Annotated in this window: 17 protein-coding genes and 2 pseudogenes; 6 read left to right on the top strand and 13 right to left on the bottom strand. The window is 69.3% G+C overall.

Annotated features, from left to right (window positions below):
• Window positions 1–123 precede the first annotated feature (123 nt).
• Together ACTWQR_RS39110 and ACTWQR_RS39105 are read right to left on the bottom strand one after the other, a co-directional pair.
• On the bottom strand, window positions 124–1,812 hold the full coding sequence (locus tag ACTWQR_RS39110; protein ID WP_443232003.1) for an IS200/IS605 family accessory protein TnpB-related protein: 1,689 nt from the start codon (window positions 1,810–1,812) through the stop codon (window positions 124–126).
• Window positions 1,813–1,943: 131 nt separating this feature from the next.
• On the bottom strand, window positions 1,944–2,087 hold the full coding sequence (locus ACTWQR_RS39105; protein WP_443232002.1) for a hypothetical protein: 144 nt from the start codon (window positions 2,085–2,087) through the stop codon (window positions 1,944–1,946).
• Window positions 2,088–2,108: 21 nt separating this feature from the next.
• Between ACTWQR_RS39105 and ACTWQR_RS39100 the strand changes: the two are divergent.
• Window positions 2,109–2,578: pseudogene (locus ACTWQR_RS39100) on the top strand (zinc-binding dehydrogenase); the annotation flags it as partial.
• A gap of 250 nt (window positions 2,579–2,828) precedes the next feature.
• Here the strand turns inward: ACTWQR_RS39100 and ACTWQR_RS39095 are convergent.
• From ACTWQR_RS39095 to ACTWQR_RS39055, 9 genes are all read right to left on the bottom strand, one after another.
• Window positions 2,829–3,326 carry a hypothetical protein gene (locus ACTWQR_RS39095; protein ID WP_443232001.1) on the bottom strand — a complete coding sequence of 166 codons (498 nt, stop codon included), beginning with the start codon at window positions 3,324–3,326 and terminating at the stop codon, window positions 2,829–2,831.
• 140 nt (window positions 3,327–3,466) lie between these two features.
• On the bottom strand, window positions 3,467–4,525 hold the full coding sequence (locus ACTWQR_RS39090; protein ID WP_443232000.1) for a hypothetical protein: 1,059 nt from the start codon (window positions 4,523–4,525) through the stop codon (window positions 3,467–3,469).
• Between the two features lie 403 nt (window positions 4,526–4,928).
• Complete coding sequence (gene cas6e / locus ACTWQR_RS39085) at window positions 4,929–5,720, bottom strand: type I-E CRISPR-associated protein Cas6/Cse3/CasE (RefSeq protein WP_443231999.1); 792 nt, start codon at window positions 5,718–5,720, stop codon at window positions 4,929–4,931.
• A gap of 5 nt (window positions 5,721–5,725) precedes the next feature.
• Window positions 5,726–6,556 (bottom strand): type I-E CRISPR-associated protein Cas5/CasD, encoded by an 831-nt coding sequence (cas5e, locus tag ACTWQR_RS39080; protein ID WP_443231998.1) that lies wholly within the window; start codon window positions 6,554–6,556, stop codon window positions 5,726–5,728.
• Window positions 6,553–7,728, bottom strand: a complete 1,176-nt coding sequence (gene cas7e, locus ACTWQR_RS39075) for a type I-E CRISPR-associated protein Cas7/Cse4/CasC (protein ID WP_443231997.1) — start codon at window positions 7,726–7,728, stop codon at window positions 6,553–6,555. The genes cas5e and cas7e overlap by 4 nt, the downstream gene beginning before the upstream one ends.
• A gap of 223 nt (window positions 7,729–7,951) precedes the next feature.
• Window positions 7,952–9,100, bottom strand: a complete 1,149-nt coding sequence (gene casB / locus ACTWQR_RS39070; RefSeq protein ID WP_443231996.1) for a type I-E CRISPR-associated protein Cse2/CasB — start codon at window positions 9,098–9,100, stop codon at window positions 7,952–7,954.
• Complete coding sequence (casA, locus tag ACTWQR_RS39065; RefSeq protein WP_443231995.1) at window positions 9,097–10,791, bottom strand: type I-E CRISPR-associated protein Cse1/CasA; 1,695 nt, start codon at window positions 10,789–10,791, stop codon at window positions 9,097–9,099. Before casA ends, casB begins: the two co-directional genes overlap by 4 nt.
• A 149-nt stretch (window positions 10,792–10,940) precedes the next feature.
• Entirely contained in the window at window positions 10,941–11,801 is an 861-nt protein-coding gene (locus ACTWQR_RS39060; RefSeq protein ID WP_443231994.1) for an alpha/beta fold hydrolase, read from the bottom strand.
• Window positions 11,802–13,227: 1,426 nt separating this feature from the next.
• Window positions 13,228–13,977, bottom strand: coding sequence for an SDR family NAD(P)-dependent oxidoreductase (locus ACTWQR_RS39055; RefSeq protein ID WP_443231993.1), 750 nt, complete (start codon window positions 13,975–13,977; stop codon window positions 13,228–13,230).
• A 545-nt stretch (window positions 13,978–14,522) separates the two neighbouring features.
• Here ACTWQR_RS39055 and ACTWQR_RS39050 point away from each other — a divergent pair.
• Window positions 14,523–15,065 carry a hypothetical protein gene (locus ACTWQR_RS39050; protein ID WP_443231992.1) on the top strand — a complete coding sequence of 181 codons (543 nt, stop codon included), beginning with the start codon at window positions 14,523–14,525 and terminating at the stop codon, window positions 15,063–15,065.
• Between the two features lie 52 nt (window positions 15,066–15,117).
• On the opposite strand, the gene ACTWQR_RS39045 is transcribed toward ACTWQR_RS39050, so the two are convergent.
• Window positions 15,118–15,309, bottom strand: coding sequence for a hypothetical protein (locus tag ACTWQR_RS39045; RefSeq protein WP_443231991.1), 192 nt, complete (start codon window positions 15,307–15,309; stop codon window positions 15,118–15,120).
• Window positions 15,282–15,869: pseudogene (locus tag ACTWQR_RS39040) on the bottom strand (LLM class flavin-dependent oxidoreductase). Before ACTWQR_RS39040 ends, ACTWQR_RS39045 begins: the two are co-directional and overlap by 28 nt.
• 670 nt (window positions 15,870–16,539) lie before the next feature.
• Here ACTWQR_RS39040 and ACTWQR_RS39035 point away from each other — a divergent pair.
• The 4 genes from ACTWQR_RS39035 to ACTWQR_RS39020 all read left to right on the top strand — a co-directional run bounded on the left by ACTWQR_RS39035 (window position 16,540) and on the right by ACTWQR_RS39020 (window position 20,362).
• Window positions 16,540–17,289, top strand: a complete 750-nt coding sequence (locus tag ACTWQR_RS39035; protein WP_443231990.1) for an SGNH/GDSL hydrolase family protein — start codon at window positions 16,540–16,542, stop codon at window positions 17,287–17,289.
• A 200-nt stretch (window positions 17,290–17,489) separates the two neighbouring features.
• Window positions 17,490–18,788: an MFS transporter gene (locus ACTWQR_RS39030; protein ID WP_443231989.1), complete on the top strand. Its 1,299-nt coding sequence runs from the start codon at window positions 17,490–17,492 to the stop codon at window positions 18,786–18,788.
• A 79-nt stretch (window positions 18,789–18,867) separates the two neighbouring features.
• A complete protein-coding gene (locus ACTWQR_RS39025; RefSeq protein ID WP_443231988.1) occupies window positions 18,868–19,812 on the top strand; it encodes a pyridoxamine 5'-phosphate oxidase family protein in 945 nt (314 codons plus the stop codon).
• A gap of 334 nt (window positions 19,813–20,146) precedes the next feature.
• Complete coding sequence (locus ACTWQR_RS39020; RefSeq protein WP_443231987.1) at window positions 20,147–20,362, top strand: hypothetical protein; 216 nt, start codon at window positions 20,147–20,149, stop codon at window positions 20,360–20,362.
• Window positions 20,363–20,487: the final 125 nt, after the last annotated feature.

The following is a 20,487-nucleotide window of genomic DNA, read 5'->3' as shown; positions in this document are numbered from 1 at the left end:
TCCAACTCCGCCCGCTCCTCAGAGGCCAGCAGCAATGGCTCCAGTTTCGGGCCCCGACGAGGAACTGACGCACCAGCAGTAGAAGTCACATACCAACTAACGATCAACTACTGGCGCAGGACACTAGAGACTGAGCGGGAGTGAGTCCTGGTGCCAGGCCCCATGCTCAGCCGCGTGCCCCGAACGGTGTTGGGCACGCTGGTCCCCCGCTTTCGCTCCACCACCGGGCGGCGCGCATCCGGTGCGCGGTCCGGGCGGGTGGGGGCGGGTTTCCTCACGCTGTCGGGTGTCCGGTCGGGCCTGGACGGTTCGATGCCCACCACGATCACTCTGGTCGGGGTGGGGCGGTGCCGTCCGTCGCCGGATCGGATGACCGAGGGCGCGTCGCCCGACCGCGATGCTCGCCGCATCGTGCCGGGACATCTTGCGTCGTGGGGTGGTCAGCGGTTTCTGCCAGTGCTGGGCACCCCACCGGCTGGTGTACGCCGGGTCGACCGCGACGACGGCGATGTCCTGCTCGGCGGCCATCAAGACCAGCCGGGCCTTGAGCTTCGCGGTCGGGAAGCGGGAGAGCAGCCGCCGGAAGCGCTTGTTGCGGCCGTGCTTCTCCCGGCCCTTCTCCGCCGCAAAGTCGAGGTCCTCGATGGCGATCGCGGCGGCGCCGCAGCGGCGGGTGTAGTGCAGCAGGCGACTCAGCGCGTGCCGGATCTGTGCGTCCCGGTGCTCCGCGCTGCCCGAGAGGTCGTAGAAGAAGCGTTGCGGTTCGCCGACCGGGTTGCCGTGGCCGTCGAGTTGCCAGGCGGCGAGGTGGTCGTCGTTCATGTCCACCCCCACCACGCCCCGGGCCGACGCCGCCTCCAGTGGCAGGACGGGTGCGGTTGCGCGCTGCCAGGATGCGGTGACATACCAGCGGCCGCGTGCCGTGTCGTGGTGGATGCGGTAGGCCACCGCCCGGTTCGCGGTGATCCGGTCCCGCCACTCCTGGCCCCGGTGCTGGAACCGTACCGTCGCGTCCAGCACGTACCGGCCGTGCGGCGCGTTGGCTCGGTGGGCCAACGGGCCCGGGAGCTTGAGGGAGAGCTGTCCGGAGTCGGTGACGCGGAGGGTCTCGTTGCCGAAGCGTTTGCCGGACTCCCCGTCGGCGGCCAGGAACATCCGCTCCGCCTGCCACCGCTCCCGCCACGCCTGCTCACTCAGCCCGGCCGCCTCCACGTGGTGGCGGGTGTTCGCGAGGCGTTTGCCGCCGCGCACCACGTGCACCCGGCCCGCAGCCCAGTCCGCCTCTACCCCTGCCAGCCGGTCCTTCAGGGCATGCAGGCGGCGGGACTTGGCATGCCACTCACCCCGTGAGGCATAGCCACGCACCAGCCCCTCCCGCTGGTCCGCCTTGGCGCCCAGCGGCCTAGCCAGCCGCGCCTCGATCGCGGCGATCTGCCCCCGCAGCCAGTCCAGGTGGGCGCCCTGCCCGCGCCTCGCCAGCGCCCACTGGTCGTGGGTGGCCTTGGTGATACTGCCCGCCCAGCGCGCCGACGACTTCCCCGTCAGCTCCCGCTTGCGCACCGCCCACGCGGCCGCATCATGCGTCGGCCCCTGTCGGGACCGCTCCGCGAGATCACCGGCGGCCAGCGAACCGAGGAAGGCGCCGACCTCGGCCAGCACTGCCGCGTCCGACTCGCTCACCCGCAGCCGGTCCCGGATCGCCACCCCGGCCGGGCCGGGCACCACGAACGACGCCGCCAACTCCCGCAGCCCGCCCACCCGTTCACCCCCGCCCGGCCGAAGAACCACGTCACGCCACTCAACGAGCACCACCCGCAAAGGTCACCCATTCGACCCACAAACTCTCGTTCCCCTCCCGCGACGAGGACCCAGAGCACACCGCACAGGAGAGAGAGCCGGGCCCGTACGACCAGGCTGAAACCCAGCCCGGCACTCACTCATGCTCACCAGAAGTCACTACCGCTCAGTACTTCGGCAGCAGTCCACAACCCCTCCCCGTCATCCGTCACCAGGAAGCAGCGCTTGCCGTCCTCGCCGGTCCACGGCAGGAGCCGCGTCGCGCGCGGCTTGTCCTTGGGTTCACGCACCCCCGCGGCATCGCGTTGAGCGGTGCGTGCGGGGGTGCGGAAGGCGCTCAGGTCAGCAGGAGAGGTTGTCTCCCGGCGCGACTCCGAGTCGGGACAGCCAGCGAACGCAACCACGAGTTCCTCTCCTCTCTCGGCGCCGTTCCCACCACCTTCGGCCCCGGCCTCGCGCAGCGCCTCGCCGCTCTCGCTGCGCACGGCGTCGATGTCGCGCTCGACACCGTGGCCTCCGGCTCGCTGGACGACCTCGTCGCGATCACGGGCGACCCGACGCGCGTCGCGACGGTAGCGGACCACGCAGGCGGGCTGCGTCTGGGCACGCATGTGGTCAACGCGGAACGACTCCACCCTGCTGTTCGCGGTCGCGGAACTGGGCCGGCAAGGCCGCTATACACCCCGTATCGAACAGAGCTACCCCCCTGGAGAAAATCGCCGACGCCCACGCGCACGCCGAGCGCGGACGCACACGCGGAAAGATCGTCATCTGCATCTGAAGCGGGGGCATGGCCCAGATGTGCCGGCCCGCCACGGGATGAGCCTTGTGGGCTGGCGCTGACTGCTCGGCGCTGGACGTCTGCCACGAGGGTGTTGGTGCGGTTCTCGTACTCCCGCGGGCCTTGCGCTGCGCGGGGACCGCCGGGGTGCCCTGGGCCCCGTCAAGGGGCTGGCAGCGGGCGAGGCGTTGGCGGTGGACCGCGGGCGAGGTGGTGCCGCGCAGCGTGTAGCCCTGGCCGCGCCGTACCGTCACGCCGTGGTGAGCGCGGCCCGCTCGGCGTCGTCCAGCTCGGTGGCGCGGAGGAAGCCGGCGACCTCGCCGGGCATGTCGAAGGAGACGGGCAGTTCCGGGGCCGTGGTGCCTTCGTCGGCTGCGGCGTGCTCGGGCATGAGGTCGGTGACGGCCGTGCGAACGGCGCCGCGGCTGACGCCGTGCTCGCGGGCCAGGGCGGCGATGGTCTGGCCGTCGAGGTATGCGGCGCGCACGTCGGCGATCATCTTGCCCGTGACAGTCGGCCGTCGACCACCCTTGTTGCCCTTGGCCTCGGCGGCCCACAGCCCGTCGTAGGTCAGTTCCCGCTGGAGATCGCGCTGGAGTTCGCCGGCGGCGGCGAGGGTCTGCACCATGAACTTCACGGTGGACAGCAGCTCTCCGGTGCGCGGCTGGCGGGCGGTGAGGTCCATGGTGGAGAAGGCGCCGTCGTGGATGCGCAGGGCGAGGCGGTCGGCGTGCAGGACGTCGAGCACATTGAGGATGGGCCCGGTGCCGCGTACGGGACGCCATCCGTCGGGATCGGATGTTCCGTAGCCACTTCAAGAGAGAAGAGAAGGGCGCTCCTGCGGGGCCCTGTTCCGGTCCCGGACGGCAAGTCGCTCGGCAGTGTGTCTCATGTGGCGACTTTTGGCGTTCGCACCGGCCGGCGGTCCTGTGTCCGCTGGAGGGCACGGAAGTCGTCGAAGAACCCGTAGCTGCGGGCCGGCAGGTCGCCGTGAGACGGCTCGGCGGTCTGGTTGGCGTAGAGGCTGTTCAGTAGCCAGGGTTGCTTGTCCGGACCGAAGTTCCGTGCCATGGCCTCGGACTGGGTGACGCCGTACGTCGCCACAGCGAGGCGTCCGGTGTCCCGGAATCGGCGCATCTGGTCCCGCAGGAAGTGCTTGTTGGTCTCGAACCAGGGGCTCATGGCGAGGAAGTCATGCCATTGTTCCTCCGGCACGGGGCGGTCGATTGCTTCGCTGATCATCTTCCAGACCGGAGTGTCCGGCGGGAAGTCGTAACGGCGTGCGAACTCGGCGGGGATGGTGTCTTTCAGGTGCTCCTTCCAGAGGTGGATCAGGGAAAACTCGGTGACCAGGAACTTCTGGTCCTTGCGGAGCCGGGGCAGTATGTAGTCGAGGAACGGTTGAACCTTTTCCGGAGCGGCTACATGGGGGTGGATGTCGACACCTTCGATCTCCGGGGTCCCCTGTGTGAAGGACAGCCAGCGGGCGGTGGCCCTTGTCCGTTCGTTCGGCTGGCCGAGGCGGTTCAGTGCTCCCATGTAGAGGCGGGTCCGGCAACCCGAGGGGAAGTGCTTCTTCCGGTAGGCGATGATGTGCGCCGCGACAGTCTCGTAGTACGTGTTCATGGCGTCCGAGTCGATGTCCTGGGGACGGCTCTCGATGAACGGTTCGTTGCCGATGGTCAGCACGTCGACGGTGTCGAGAATGGCTTGCAGGACCTTGTCGACCCGGGTGAGTTCCGCGGTCATGGCCTGAGTGTCCGGGCGGGGGATCGGCTGGTGGTGGAACGGGAACTTCAGTGAGAGCACCGTGCCGTAGCCCTGGTCATGTGCGTCGATGAGCAACTTGACGGCGCGCTGTTGCGAGGCGTCGGCCTTGACCTCGGGCATCGGGACGAATCCCCGAAGCCAGCTCGCGGAGAGACCACGCAGTTCGTCGAATGTCACGCTGTCGGCGTGCTCGTTGAAGTTGGCTCCCAGCTTGCCGGACGGTTCTTCGGCGGCATCTCCTTCGCTGGGACTGTCGCCGGCGTTTTGTTGTTCACCGTTGGTGCATCCTGCGGCGAGCAGAGCCCCGACGGACGCGGCCAGAACACCTCTCCGTGAAAGCGATGACGTGCTCGTCGCCTCGGGCGCCCCCTCCGGGGAGGCGTGGTTATCCCTCTCATTCCGATGGATCGGGACAAGTGAATGCAAATTCAACTGAGTTCCTTTGTTCGCGCTGATGCTTCGGCCTCTTGGGCCCGGGACTTCTTCATGCGTATAGCCGGCGGTCGCTTATCCGAACGCGAGTGGTCCCTGGACGGTTCACTGCACGTGGCTGTGAGCCCAAGGTCGATGTGCCAACCGTTCAAGGGCGTGTGGTCTCCGCCGGGAGCGGGGCGAGGGTGAGCAGGCCTTGGCCGTAGCCCTTGGCGGGGCCGATGCCGGTCAGCAGGGCAGTGCGCAGGGCGTCGGGGTCGGTGACGCGGAGCCGCCCCTGGAAGGTGGCGGTGGAGATGGTGACGCGGGGGCCGTTGGTGTTCTTGCGGAAGCGCAGGATGTCGCGGGCGATCAGCGTGACGGCGGGCGGTGGGGGTGGGGAGGTGTTGACGGTGTTCAGGCCGGGGGCGGGCGGGGTGGTTGGTGTGGTGGGGATGGTGAAGCCGTGGCGTTCGGCTCTGGTGAGCAGCCAGCGGAGTTGCTGGTCGGCGGTGCGGTGGGCGACGCGGAAACCGCGGGGCCTGCGGGTTGCGTCGGGGGGCTCGCTGCCGGGCGTGAGGCGGGCCACCTGTTCGGCGCTGGGTTTGGTGGGCCTGTGCACGTACTGGACGGGGTTGGCGGTCAGCCGGAAGGCGAATTCCCTGCCCAGGGTGATGCGTTCGAGGAGGGGCGTGTAGTCGGCGATGAGGGGCTCGCCTCCGTCGCCGCCGGGCCAGCCGGCCTGTTCGTCCAGGTGGTGCCAGGAAGGGCGGCTGTCGGTAAGGACGAGGAGGTCGGCCCGGTGGGCGGTGTTGCTGTCCAGGCGCCACAGCACGCGTTCGGTGACCGGCTGGACGGCGAATCCGGCGAGGACGGCGGCGTGCAGGCGGTGTGGGCTGGACAGCAAGGCGAATGCGCCGCGGCGGCGCGGGTTGAGAGCGATCTTCGACAGGTAGGGCATGTTCCTCACCAGCCCAGCAGGGCGAAGGGATCGTGGCCGGTGCCGGTGCCGGTGCCGGTGCCGGTGCCGGTGCCGGTGCCGGTGCTGCTGACGCGGTCGGGGTCTGTGGGGGTGGAGCGGCCGGTGGGGAGTGTCACCCACAGGTGCCGGACGGCGCGTCGGCCGAAGACGGTGCCGGTTTTGAGGTCGTAGGTGTCGGGGACGTCGTCGACGAGGTGGTCGGCGGTGGGGTCCTCGACGGTGGTTTCCAGTGTCACGTGCGGGGTGCGGATCTGCCGGCGCCGGTGGGGGGACGCCTGCCATGGAACGGAAGCGAGGACGCTGTCCAGATCGTCGTGGGGGTGCAGGCCGAGGCTGACAGGGCCGGTGGGTGGGCAGGAGCGGCGTCCCAGTGAGAGCGGGAACACGGGGTGGCGTACGGCGTGTTCGAGGTCCTGCAACAGGGGGAGGGGTCCGCGCAAGGCGGCGGTGAAGACTGCGTCCTGCAGGTAGTAGCGCTGGGTGACGCCGGTGTACTTGGCGGGGCTGGTCTTCTTCTGCACGCCCTTGTTGTCGACCTTCGCCGACGGCAGCGGCAGGCCGCGGTGGTCGCTGACGGTGTGGTAGTCGCGCAGCAGGCTGCCGGGCTGGTCGACGCGCACGCCCAGGCGCAGGCCCAGCAGGTCGGTCAGCGGTGTTTCGCGAGAGCGGCCCTCTGCCGCGGCGAGCAGGCCGAGGACGCCGGACTTGGTCGGCCGGGGCTGTGTCTCGCGGCGGTTGTAGCGTGAGGGCCCGCCCCAGGACTGCAGTGGGGCGGCCAGCCGGAGGACGAGTACGGCCTGGTCGGATGCCATCATGCACCGGCCTGCGTGGACGCGGTCAGCGGGAGGCGGCCGTCGGCCAGCCAGGTGCCGACCACGCCGTCCACGCTGTCCAGCAGAGCGGGGAAGGGGAGGGAGGGGCCGAAGGCCTCGCCGGCCTTGTCGCCCTCGACGGCGTAGGTGGCCAGCGTGCGCGCAGGGGGGCTGCCCCAGGTACGGCCCACGGAGGCCAGCTCACCGGCCAGGCGTGCGCAGGACTCCGCGACAAGGCCGCTGTGGCCGGCGACGGGCTCTTCGAACGCGGAGACCAGATTGACGGGCTGGTCCGTGCGCACGGTGACCAGGACCAGGTGGGGCAGGGTTCGGTGGGCGAAGGAGTTCTGGTGGCCGGTGGGCATGGAGCGGGTGAATGCGTCGACGAACCGGACGGCGGCCTGGCGGGTGCTGTCCGGCGAGGTCAGGTTCTCGCGCAGCTGGTGCACGCCGAGGACGGCGTAGCGGTAGAGCGTGGAGGAGTTGAACTCCACGGTTCCGATCATGCCCGCGCTGTTGTCGTCGGTGTTCTCGTCGTCGACGGCCGTGTAGTAGTCGAACTCGGTGCGCACCGCGTGCGTGGACAGGGCGTGCGCGACCTGGACGGCGGCATCGACGTTCAGCGCGGGCAGGTCGGCGACCATGCGGCCGAACAGCGCGACCTCGGCCGGGTGTCCGGTGGACAGCGCGGTGACGACCGGCAGCTTGGTGATCTCGTTCTTGAGGTCCCCGTCCGGCAGGGCGAGGAGTTTCTCGGCCCGGCCGTCCAGGAGGGCGATCAGGCTGTCGAGCTGCCGCCTGCCGAAGAACAGCAAGTATGCGGACTGTTCCTCCTTCTTGGCGGACTTCTTGATGCCGAGCGGCTCCAGCAGCGCGGCGGCCAGACGATTCGCGCCTGCGTCCTCAAGTCCGGAACCCCCCTTGTCCGTGGGCAGGGAGAGGCGTTCGGCGAGCAGGGCTGCGATCCGCTTGGTGCGCGTCGCCCGGTCCGAGGCCGGCTCAGCTTGGGCGAACTCCATCCGGGCGGCCCGCTTCCAGGCCTGGGAGGAGACCCGGGCCCGGCGGGCACCGCCGTACAGAGCCTGCTTCGGTGTGCCGGAGTCGTCCCGGTTGATGTTGGACGGCGGCAGGCTCTGCAGGATGTGCACTTCGACGAACAGGGTGGGCTGGGTCATCACGGGCTCCTTCGATGGTGGACGGTGTGCGCGCACGGCGACGCGGAATGCGTATGAGTCGGCGGCGCCCGCCTGTGCCCGGTCAGGCGCGCGAGGGACACTGTCGAGGTGCGCCGCAGGGCACAGACGGAGACGGGCCGGGCACCGGTCGGCCGCCTGGCCGCCCGTGGCGGCCGGACGCCGTGTCCCGGGCACCCGGCGGGTGCACCGCGGGGACGTCCGGTCAGGTCCGCGGCGCCGTGGGATCGGTGTGGAAGTCCCGGTCCCATCGGTTGCGGATCCGTGGCTGCTCCTGCGGGCGCTGCGGTTCGTCCCAGTACCGCAGGGCCCGGCACAGGTCGTCGTAGTCGAGACCGATGCCCGCCCGGCGCAGCAGCGGGACGAGCCCGCGCAGGTGATGGGCCAGTTCCCCTGCGTCCAGCGAGGTCAGCAGCGCGCCGAGGCGGCGCTCGATCGCGGTGTGGTCCGTGCCGGAGCCCCGGGCCAGCAGGGCGCGGCAGGCGTCTCCGGGCGTGGTGCCCGGAACGTGCAGCGTGGTGGTGCGTCCCTGCTGGTGCAGGCCGAAGACGGTGAGCGCGGAGTGCTCGGCCACGAGATCGCGGGTGAGGGCGCCCTTGTCGCGCAGAGGCTTGCTGATGCGGGTGCGGTAGAAGGGCCACATCGCGGGAACGGTGCCGGCCGCACGGCCCCCGCCGGAACGCAGCGCCGCCAGGTCGGCTCCGGCACGGGGGTGCCCGGGGACGAAGGCGGACCAGTAGCGTCGGCCGCCGTCCTCGTCGCGAGGGGCCGCTTCCGGAACGGCGGCGGGGGCGGGGGCGGTGTACTGCAGGCCCCACGCCCGCAGGACCCGACCGTTGTCCGGTGTCTGCCACGCCACAAGATCGCGGTACAGGCGCGTGTAGTCCAGGCCGATGGCGGCGTGCCGCAGCAGCGGCACCAGCCCGCGCAGGTGCTGCACGAGTTCCTCGAGGTCCTGCGCGGACGCGGCCGCCAGGAGCCGGCGCTCCGCGGCACCGGCCCTGCTGGAGAACACTCCCTCGCGCAGGCTCCGTACGGCGGTGCCCAGGCCGACGCTCGGGTAGTGCACCGGGTCAGCCCCGGCCGCCTGGTGCAGCCCGTACAGGGTGAGTGCGGCATGCTCGGCCCGGTAGGAGTCGGGCAGCCGGTCGCCGTCCCGCTGGCTGTCGGTGAGCTCGACGCGGTGCAGGTGGCGCATGGCCGGTGCGGCGCCGGGCTCGCTGCCCAGTCCGTCCCGCAGGGCGCGCAGCCCGCGCTCGGCCCACGTCGAGCGGCGTGCGTAGGCCTGCTGTGCGAACTCCTCCCAGAAGAAGGGCCGGTGGCGTCGGCCGGCTACCGAAGACGCGGTACTCACGCGGCACTCTCCCGCTGGTTGTTCTCCCGCTGGTTGCTCTGCGCGTCGGCGGCCCGCCGCAGAATCCTTTTGAGTCGTGTGCGGAACATGGCGGTGGCCTTGCCACTGCGGAAGACGAGTTCCTTGCCGCCCGTCCTATCCACCCGCCCCACCACGGCCCGGGGCGGCACGGCCTCCCGCAGTAGCTCCGCCTCTCGCGCAGCCGCTTCGAACAGCGTCAGCTCCCACGCTTTCTGAGCATGCTCCAGGACGCCGTACTCATCGCCGATGGTGCGCAGCCCGCTCAGCAGACGTCGCATGGCGGGATCCACGCCGTGCAGCAGACGGGCCGAAGGCTGCTCGCTCCTGTCCCTCGGCAGAATCTCCCCGCCGGCAGCGCGCCGCAGATCGGCGTGGAGGTCGTCGAGGGCACGGCCGACACGGTCGGCCTGGTTCACGCATTCCAGCAGGGTCGCCCGTAGCCGGTCGTCGGAAGCAACCAGAGCGACGGTGGGCAGGGGAAGGATGTCGGCGATGGCGTTCTCCACCACGGCTGACTGGTTGCCGTACTCCAGGGCGGAGATCTCCACCCCCAGCGGGTAGTCGGCAGCCAGGGCACCGTCGGCCCTCAGCTCACCGATCTGCCGCAGCAGTAGTGAGGTGCGGGGGCCATCGTCGGGGACGGCGAGTGCGAGCAGGGAGCCCAGCCCCTGCCAGGCCGTGCGCCCGGACCGGTGCCGGTGCGGGCGACGCGGTGCCTGTTCCGCCTTCGGCCTCGCGGTGTGGTGCCAAGCGGTGTGCGGCTCCGACTCGGGAGTGCCCGTCAGACGGTCCCCGGCGCAGACGATGACGTGGCGCACTCGTTGTTCCTGTCCGCTCTCCCGGCCGATCAGACGGATCCGACGGGACTGGAAGGTCAGCAGGTCCAGCAGCCCGCCGGCGTTCCGGGCGGACCACTGGGGTCCAGCAGGGGAGACCCAGCCCGGCGTCGTGGGGCGCTCGTCCCACGCCCACTGCGGACGATCCGCGGCATCCAGGCCGTCGGACAGGATTGGGGAGTTGAGCATCAGCGTCTCGTACAGGGTCCGGCCTGTCGGGACGATCACCCCGAGCTGGCCGAGAGGTCCCGTCGGGTTGCCTGTCGTCTTGCCGGCCTTGGCCTGTGGGTCGCCGACGGCCCCGGTCTTGATGGCGGCGGTGTCCCAGCACTGGGCGTGCAGGAGCCACAACGCGGCCTGAGTAACCGTCAGGTCCAGATGGTCGGCCTCACTGAACGCACTGAACAGTGGCACGTTGTTCCCCGACGCGATCGACGGCACAAGCAGCGTGGACGATTTCGCCTCCCCGCTCAGCGACTGAAGCCCCGCGACCTGACCGAAGGGCCGCTCTCCGTCGAAGAGACGGAACCTGCGGCCGTAGCGGACAGTGAGGTAGTCGGTGAGCCGCTCGCACTCGTCGGGCGAGAACCGCCCCTGAGCGAACCGCCCGGCCCACTCCCGGCGCGTACGGGGCGCCCCAAGCGCGTCCAGCACCACCGGAAGCAACAGCTGACGCAACACCGCAGGCACCATCGTCGCCACCGGCAGGTCCAGGCGTCGCACCGTGTGTGCGTCCGTCAACACCCTCAGCATGCCTGGCTGCGCTACGACTCCGTCCAACCCGACAGCCGGCAACCAACCGTCCTCGACGAGATCACCCGTCGTGGTCTTCATCGTGGGCCCTTCTCCTCTGCATGTGCGGGGATCCTGCCGACAGTCGCTCCGGACCCTCGAACCGAGGGATCCGCCGCTGGTGGAGCTGTCTTCGCGTGGCGTCGGCCTGCATCCTGTGGTTCCCGGTAGCCAGGCTGGAAAAGGGTCAGTCACTGTGCTCGTTTCGCAGGCCGGTTGACTGGCCAGCGCTGCTCAAAGCCACGGGGGGCGGACAGTCCGAGCCCCGGAGCCGCGCCCGCCGCTTCGCGGGGGTCGTCAGCCTCGCCCACGGCGGTCCAAAACCGCTCCAGTGCCTCGGCCGCGCTGTTGGGGTCCTGCAGCATCCACCAGTGGCCGACCGCTTCGAGGCGCTGCGTGCGGGCCCCGAGGCGGTCGGCCATCTCGCTGGAGGCGGCCAGGTCGTCGTAGGGGTCGCGCAGCGGCTGGATCACCAGCCCGGGCGCGGAGGCTGGGGAGGAGAGTTCCCTCTCCCAGTGCGCGTGGGGGTTGGGCGTTGCCGAGCGGTAGAGGTCCAGGATGCAGTCCGCCAGTGTGGCGTCGAGCTTCTTCCCCATCGCCGCCGCGCCTTCGGCAGGCACACCGGCCTTGGTGAGCTGCACGGCGGTACTTTCCGGGCTCCCCGGGGCGATACCGACGATGGCCTTGGCCCACCGCTCGCCCGCTCCCGGTGTCTGCCAGAGCCTGGCCTGGTTGTGCCACACATATGCGGGGTGCAGGACGCTCGCCACGTCCATGGCCCAACTCCGCACCGCCACCGAGGATTTCGTGGCCACCCGCGCCACCAGCAGCGCACCCCAGTCATGCCCGACCAGGTCGATCGGCCCGTCAATCCCCCGCAGTTCCCGCTCCAGCCACTGGACGTACTCGTCCATGGTCGCGCCGAACCCGGCGGGACGCGGCACGCCGAACCCGGGCAGGTCCAGGGCTGTCGAGTCGGTCGTTAGGCAGGCGCGGAGCCGGTCCCACAGGCGGCTGGTCTCGGGCACACCATGAATGAACACCGCGGTCATGTTGACACCTTTGCTGAGAGGCTGAGTCCGTGCGCCTTTTCAATCTCTGTCTGCACTGGTCAGCGGGGTGTGAGCCCATCTGTCGGCACCGAGTCCCCGACCAGCAGGTCCGTGGTCGGTCGTGGCGACCCGGACGCTCCGCCGGGCGTGTTCGGTGGCTCCGACAGCCAGGTTGGAAAAGGCTCACCGAGCTCTACGGACGGAGTGGCCACCTGGTTCACATGCTTACTGCGCGGGTCGGACCGATCACACAGGGAGCCTTTCTGGCTCAAGGAGGCCTTGAACTCCGCGCCCCGGTGGAACCGGAAAGGGGGGCTTCCATCCTGACCACAGACACGGACTGTCATGCAACTACGCCAGCGAAGTTGGTCATTGTCCGAAGGACAGTTGCGGGGGTTGTGTTCGTGGCGGTGGTCGGTCGGCAGGAGCAGGAGGTTGGGCTGGCAGCGCGGCGAGGCATCGCTCGACCTGCTGCCGGGCAATGGCCGACGCCGCGTACCACCCAAGCGACTGCTACGGCGTACACGACAGCCCGCTTCCCACACAGATACCCACGCCATGGAGAAGACTCCACGCCCCGGGTGCACTACCGCCTCATGGAAGGGGTGCTCCGAGGCTGCCCCGCGGTTGCGGGGACGACCACGGCTGTCGGTAACGGCGGAACTCGACGGCGGCGTTCCGCCTTCGAGCTACCCACGCGGTTGCGGGGACGACCACGGCTGTCGGTAACGGCGGAACTCGACAGCGGCGTTCCGCCTTCGAGCTACCCACGCGGTTGCGGGGACGACCCGACCGGCCTCTCGGGGCCCGCGCTGCGGTTGGAGCTACCCCCGCTGGTGCGGGGACGACGTGTCGCCCTCGGCCAGGGCGCGTTCTTGACCGAGCTACCCCCGCGGTTGCGGGGACGACCCGGACGGGCGGGACAGCCAGTCGATCGCGTTCGAGCTACCCCCGCGGGTGCGGGGACGACTCGATCGGCCACAGTGCGTCGGGCTGGTGGACCGAGCTACCCCCGTGGGTGCGGGGACGACACCGTCGGAGTCACGGCCGAACGCCTCATCCACGAGCTACCCCTGCGGGTGCGGGGACGACGCGTCCCGGCCAAAGATGGACACCAGCTCGCCCGAGCTACCCCCGCGGGTGCGGGGACGACACTTCTTGAGCTGCGATCCGTGCCACTCGCGTAAGTCGGGCAGGAGCTCATGTGTGTACTGGGCGATGGCCGCGGTCACCCTACGTGGTCGCGCTCACCGACGGGTCACCGGGGCGAACAGTTCAACATCGCCCGGCTTCCGATCAGCCCTCGTCAAGAACTGCGCGCCTCGTGAACCGTTAGCTACACACATACATCGTGCCTGCGCAGATGATCCCCGACTTGAGAGGCGTGTTTGTCGCCGTTCCTTGAACCGTGACCCCGTTTCCCAGCTCAGACCTGGTTGAGGCCGCCGTCGATGGCGAGCTCGGCGCCGGTGACGAAGCTGCTCTGCGCTGAGGCGAGGAAGAGCACCGCGTCGGCGACCTCCTCCGGGCGGCCCAACCGGCCCAGCGGGACCGCGCCGGCGAGGTGAGCCGTGAAGTCGGCGGCTCCGATCTCCTCGGGGGCGAGGCCGGCGAGCCCGGGGGTGTCGATGGGGCTCGGGGTGACGGTGTTGACCCGGATGCCCCGGCCCTTGAGCTCGTTGGCCCAGGTCCGGGCGAAGGAGCGGATGGCCGCCTTGGACGCCGCGTAGACGCCGAACGCCTCCCCGCCACGGACGCCGTTGCTCGAGCCGGTCAGGACCACCGCGGCGCCGTCGTTGAGCAACGGCAGCGCCTTCTGGACTGTGAAGACCGTTCCCCGGACGTTGACGCCGAAGGTCTGGTCGAAGTGCTCCTCGGTGATCTGCTCCAGCGTCGCGAACGAGGCGATCGCGGCGTTCGCGAACAGCACGTCGAGCCCCTGCCCGCGGTCGCGGACCGCGGCGAACAGCCGGTCCAGGTCGGCGGGGTCGGAGATGTCGCCCGGAACGCCGGTTGCCGCCGAGCCGATGGTCTCGACGGCCGCGTCCAGCTCGGCCTTGCGCCGGCCGGTCACGAACACGTGCGCACCCTCACCCGCCAGCCGTATGGCCGTCGCCAGACCGATGCCGGTGCTTCCGCCGGTGACAACGGCGGTCTTTCCTTCGAGCTGTCCCATGACAACACCTCTCTGCTCATCCTCATCCATGCTGACTCCGCTTTCCGACCGTCGATGAAGAGACGGGTAGCGTCGGATGCGGCTCCGTCTGCCCATCGGGCGGCCTCAATCCGTCACGGTGTGTGGGACGGTCCTGCCCGAGTCGCCTTGTGACCTTCCTGCCGAGCAACGACGGTCCTACGGAACCAACGGTTCAATCGAAGGCCCGGTTCTTGCGGTCGGCCGCGGCATGCGCCGGGGACCGGACTTCGCCCCGACCGGCCTCATGGATGGCCCGGCATTCGAAATTGTTGGCACCCACACCACCCAAACCTGCCGACCGGTAACTGCCTCCCACCCTGAAGGACCTGCTGCCCACCGATTCCGCCGCCTGGGCCCAAACGTTCCGCCCCCTTTCAAGTCAGGCCTCGCCGCAGCACCCTCAGGCGTGGATCGACCGGAACATCGCCGCCGCACTCCGCGCCAACTCCCGTGGCCCACAACGCCCACTCGCCCTGCTCGGCCTCACACTCTCGCCGGACCAGTACACGCGCGGCGCGGACGCCGTGGCTGCCGACTTCGCTGGACTCAAGCGGTTGCTCGAGTGGCGTGAGGATTGCGCGAAGCCATCCCGGGCGGGCGCGGTCGAGGCCATGATGGGCGGCGGCATGTACCGCGAGCTGCTCGTCGACGGCTCATGCAGCCTGGAGGAAGTCGTCGCGAAGGTGGAGTACTCCTTCGCCGACATGCTTGCAGACGGCCCTTTGGCGACGACCCCGCGGGAACGCCGCCGACTGCTCCGTCACGCCAACCGCGCCCTGGTCGACCAGTACCGGACCTTCTTCCCCCGACCGTGGGCGCGGGCCCTCGGCGACATCGCGGACGTCGTACTGCCCTTCTCCTGTGAATGCGCTGAAGCCGCCTGCGAAGCGCAGGTCCCCCTCGCCGTGTCCGCCTTCCCTGCACCGCCCGACGACACGTCCCCTCCGGTCTTGACCCCGGGTCACCAGGGGCTCGGCCCTGGGGGCCACGCGCGCGACAGTTTGCGGAGCAGGGGCGCGTCCCGCGGCGTGGCACCCAAGGTGTCGAGGGGTGATAACGGCTGGTAGGTAGTGCCATACGACTTGGGCCTGTCGCTCGGTGGGCCCGTTTGGCGGGTGTTCAGCCCCGCAGCGTGACCCCGTACCGGGTCCGCAGTCGGTGGATCTCCCAGCACGCGATGGCTGTCACCGTGGCCGGGCCGCCGATGCGTATCGCGTACGCGATCGCCGGCGGTCCGGTGGGCAGTCCGCCGAGGGCCGCGGACTCCCAGACCAGGACGCTGGTCAGCAGGGCCGGGAGCTCGGGGTGCACGTCGGCCGCACCGTCATGGCGTTGGGGTCGCGTCCGTTGGCTTCCGCGCTCTGCCGGATTTGGGAGACGACGTAGGCCAGTTGCGGTACCGGCAGCCCGACTCCCGCCCGGCCGTCCGCGCGACGCCCAATGCGCGCCAGAGTGGCAGGTGTGAAACCGCCCAGAAGCACAGGCGGACGGGGACGCTGCACGGGGAGTGTGCCGATGTGCGCACTGCCGATCGTCCACAAGGCCCCCTGTACTCGGCCGACGAACCGGACCATACGTGCTCAAGAACGTCCAGGATCTCTTCCAGCCGTCCTCCGCGGTCCGGCCGGCACACCGATGGCTTCGTATTCGTCGGACGACCACCCGAGTCCGAATCCGACATCGAGTCGGCCCCCACTGAGGATGTCGATGGAGGTCAGAGCACGGGCCAGGAGGATCGGAGAGTAAAAGGCGCGTTCAGTGTGCTTTTTCCGAGGCGCACGCGTTGGGTGGCGTGAGCGAGAAAGGACAGGGTGGCGATGGGGTTCCTCCGGTACGGGACCACCGCCGGGACAGGGGTCACGGGGCTGCATGGGCACCAGAGCCCGGTCGCCCACCCACAGGATGTCGAATCCCATCGCCTCTATGTCAACGGCCAGTCCGGAGATCGTAGAAGGGGCGGTGAACAACCCATACTGGGGAGCGGCCAGGCCAATCTTGAGCATGTTCTGTCACCCGTTCTAGGAGAGTCGGCGCTTCGCTGCGGTGCCATCGATGTCCCCGTGGAAGGCAGTACGTCGACCAATTTCGTCTGTACGGCAGTCCTTTCCCAGCGAAATGCAGTGGACGCCACCACGGCTTCGACGACGGCGCACCCATTGATGAACCTGTAGTAGCCCATGGTGCTTCGAGCCACAGGGACTGCGCTGTCCGTGAACTGCTTTGTGAGCAACCGGCAGCAGGGATCTCCGGGCCCGACATGCGCCAGGGAATGCGGGTCGAGCCCGGAGCGGTCGGCAACGGGGGGTGTGTTCCCGACTATGCCGCTCTACGTGGGTGAGGGCTCAGCGGCTCACTGCCCATCGCCGTATCGATGAGGGGGAGTTGAAGCCGAAAGTGAACCACCCCAAGCCGCGACACGTAGCACGGGATGTCGATGAAGTGCAATCGCCGTGGCCGGTGCGGGGGTCGGTGACGATCCTGAGTGGCCTGACGAATGGACATGAGTGAACAAGAAGATCAAGCTTCCTTCCGGGAAGCACAGTGTGTTGCAGGGCGCCGTCGTGGCCTGTCCGCGCTGGCCCTTGCTGCGGTTGGTGCCGTGGGACCGGCGAACGCCGCGTCTTCAGCCAACCGAGTCGTGGACTACGTTGCGCTGGGCGACTCGTACGCGCCAGGCCCCGGCATTCCCACCAGGTCGACAGCTCCTGTGCCCGGTCGGATCAGAACTATCCTTCCGTTCTCGCCGCTTCCAAGAAGTGGCGGCTGACCGACGTGAGCTGTTCTCGTGCTAGGACAGCTGCGTTGACGGGATCACAGGGCTCGCTTACACCTCAGGTCGAAGCACTCACCCGTCGGACCGACGTGGTCACGGTGACTGTTGGCGGGAAGGACCTGGGCTTTTCCAACAATCTCGCCACCTGTGGCAAGCCGGCGGCCACGGACCCCACGGGCAACCCGTGTCAGGCCTTCTTCACCGGTGTTGGCACCGACCAGCCGGCCGAGCAGATCAACAACATCACTTCCAACATCTCCAGCTCCTTGCAGGAGATCCGTCGGCGGGCTCCCCGGGCCAAGGTTGTCGTGGTCGGCCATCCCGATCTGTTCCCGGACAACGGCGTCGGCTGTACGTCTGCCACGGTGCCGCTCGCCGCCGGCGACTTCGCTTACCTGCGGGACACCGAGAAGAAGCTGAACGCCATGCCGGCCAGTCAGGCGCACGCGGGCGGCGCTCGCTACATCGACACGTACACCCCGACGATCGGCCATGACATGTGCCAACCCGCCGGGTAGCGCTGGATCGGACCACTTGTTTCTGCGCAGTCGTTCGCGCGTGCCCACCCCAACACCCAGGGGCAGCAGGCCATGGCCGCCGCAGTCGAGCGTGCAGTCAGCTGTGGCGTGCACGGCGGCTGACGGATTCGGCCTCACCCGGCCATGACGGCCGGCGCATGTCCCTCCCCACTGGAAACCCTCCACAGCAAGGAAGCACCATGGCAACGGAGCAACTCATAACGACGCCGGTCGCAAGACCAAGCGACGGTGTCACTCCGCTGCGCCGGTTCGTGCCGGCGGTCATGCTGTCTCAGTTCGGCTTCCACGTCGCGCTCAGCACTCCGCTCCAACTGCTGCTCGCGTTGCACCTCAAGGGCATCGCGGGTGGCGAGGCGACCACCGCGTTCGGGATCGTCACGGGCTTTGGCGCGTTTGTCTCGCTCGTGTTCACCCCCATCGCCGGTCGGGTTTCGGACCGTACCCGTGTCCGGTTCGGCCGGCGCCGTCCCTGGATCGTCACCGGCTCCCTGCTGGCCGCGCTCGCTTTGATCGGCGTGACTCTCACGACTCAGGTTTGGCAGGTCGTGCTGCTGTGGTGCGGAGTGCAGGCGGTCGCGAGCTTCCAGGACGCCGCGAACAGTGCCCTCGTCGCGGACCAGGTCGCCGAGCGCCGCCGAGGAGGTGTATCCGGGTTGGTCGGCATGGCCGCGGCCACGGGGCCGCTTGTCGGCCTGTCACTTGCCAACGCGTTCCCGGGGGGAAGCGCCGCTCAGTGGTGGGCCATCGCGCTTTTCGCCATCGGGGCGAGCACCGTTGCCGCCCTCCTGCTGCGTGATCCGCGAAGCAGCATGCCGAAGCCGCCGCTGAATCTGCGGACCGTTGCTTCGACGTTCTGGTTCAGCCCTCGGACCCACCCGGCGTTCGGATGGGCATGGCTCGTCCGCTTCCTGATCATGTGCGCTTTTGCATCCAGCACTTACAGCACCTTCTTCCTCATGGATCGCTTCGACGTAAGCGAGCAGGAGATCGGAGGCACCGTGCTGAAGCTCGCCGTGCTCACCATCGGATGTGTTGCCGCCGCCAGTGTGGTCGCCGGCTATCTCTCCGACAGGCTTCGGCGGCAGAAGCCGTTCGTGGTCTTCGCCGGGGTGATGGCGGCCGCAGCGCTCGTCCTGTTTGCGGGGGCCCAGGACATGGCGCTCATCTACGTGGCGTCGGCTGCCATCGGAGTCGCCCTGGGAACCTTTGTCGCCGTCGATCTGGCGTTGTGCGTACGGCTGCTGCCCAGCAAGGACGACGCGGGCAAGGACCTTGCGATCATCAACATCGCCAGCACGCTGCCGGGGTCGTTCGTGCCGTTCGCCGCGCCCGCACTCCTGATGCTGGGTGGCTATGAGGTGCTTTTCGTCACCCTGGCCGCCCTGGGCGTGCTCGGCGTTGTGGCCACCTCCAAGCTTCCCGAGATCGGACGCGAGCACGAGCCGAGCCGCTGGATCGCGCCGATCACCCGCGGGTGATCGGCTCCCGGTGCGGAAATGCCACACACCCACCTGCGTCTTTTTCCCAACTCACCTGAAAAATAGTTAGGTTGCGCGCGTGATACCTCTCGAACCGGCGGTGGGCGAGACCGTCGACGCCTACCGGACCTGTGAGTTCGCCACTCTTGCCCGGGACGGCACACCGATCGTCTGGCCGACGGCGACCCTTCGCCGCGACGACGGCACGTTTCTCGTCACCACGTCGCTCGGCTTGGCCCAGAAGGCACTGAACGTTCGTCGTGACGGTCGGGTGGCCCTGCTCTTCTCCGATCCCACCGGCAGCGGGCTGGACGCCCCTCAAGAGGTGTTCGTGCCGGGTACGGCGGTGTGTCCGGAGCAGATCGTGACCTCACCCTCGGGCGACGAGGCGTACTGGTCGATGCTCTTCGATCGTCAGCCCGACAGCCGACGCTATGTGGACCGGCCCGCTCGCTGGCTCATGGACTGGTACTACCTGCGGCTGAAGATCACCATCAGCCCGACCGAGGTGCGCACCCGCGCTCCTCTGACCGCGCCGCCCGGTGACCGGGGCGACGTGGCAGGCCGGATGAGCTCCCTGCCCGGCGCCGGAATTCTCGCCGACTTCCCCACTGCCGTGCTCGGCGCCCGGGACGCCTACGGTGCCCCACTGCTCATGCGGACCCGGACGGTGGCGAGGCCCGACGGGTTCCTGGTCGAACCGGCCGCCGACTGCGACGTCGTACCCGGTCCGGCCACTCTCCTCGTGCACCGCCACGATGACCGCCTCGCCGACGTCTACAACGCACTGGTGCGGGGTGAGCTGCGGCAGACCGACGACGGCGACTGGCTGCTGGTGCCACACCGGGTGATCGAGCCGACGGGCGACGGCAGCCCACGCGGCCAGGTCCGCGCGCTGCGTACCGTTCGCCGGACGACGAAGGCCTATCTGCGCGGGCGTGGTCTGCCGCGGCCGCGTGTGGACTGGCAGGCCCTGAAGACTCTCGCCGCAGCGTCCGCGTCCCGGGCCGCCGCCGAAACCTGATCACCCGGGTCCTGGCCGCAACGAGGACACGTCAGAGGCCGGGCAGCGAGAACAGCGCGTCACCGAGGAGTCCGTGGAGGCGCCCCAGTGTCGGTTGCGGTGTCCACGAACCGCTGCATCCAGAGCACACCCTCGCGCTGTGCTCTCGGCGTCGCGAGTGGGGCAGAGCAGCGCGGCCCTTCCGCTGTGCGGTGGTCCGAGGAGGCCACCAGGCTGTGAACCGGCTTGGGATACGCCCCATAGCAGCATCCGACGGCACTTGGTCCTCGAAGCAGGAGTCGTTTCGGAGGCATACCTCCCCGCCGCGCAGCGGCGCCGTCTCCTCAGGAGAATCATGCATACCCGAGCCGTTCTGCTCGCTTCCCTCACCTCTCTCGGCCCTTTCACCCTCATCGCCTGTGCCGGCGGGGACGACGGTGAGAGGTCACCGGCCGACGCCCAGCGGGTGATGGTGCAGGTGGCCGATACCGAGCTCGGCGAGACCGACGCCTCCCTGATCAGCCAGGTCAAGCGCGCGGAAGGCGCCACGCAGGTGTCCTACAAGGACTGACTCTTGTACTACTACGCCGGCGACGAGGTCCCCGGCGGCATCAACGGCCAGGGCTGGACGAAGAGTGGTTTGCGGCCGTCCCCGACGGCTCCCTGGTCAAGTGACCGGCCATCGCCGCCACGAAG

This window comes from Streptomyces sp. 2A115 (assembly GCF_052245575.1).
Taxonomy (GTDB): Bacteria; Actinomycetota; Actinomycetes; order Streptomycetales; family Streptomycetaceae; genus Streptomyces.
The sequence above is the reverse complement of the archived record's forward strand: the minus strand, read 5'-3'. Positions and strand labels throughout refer to the sequence as shown.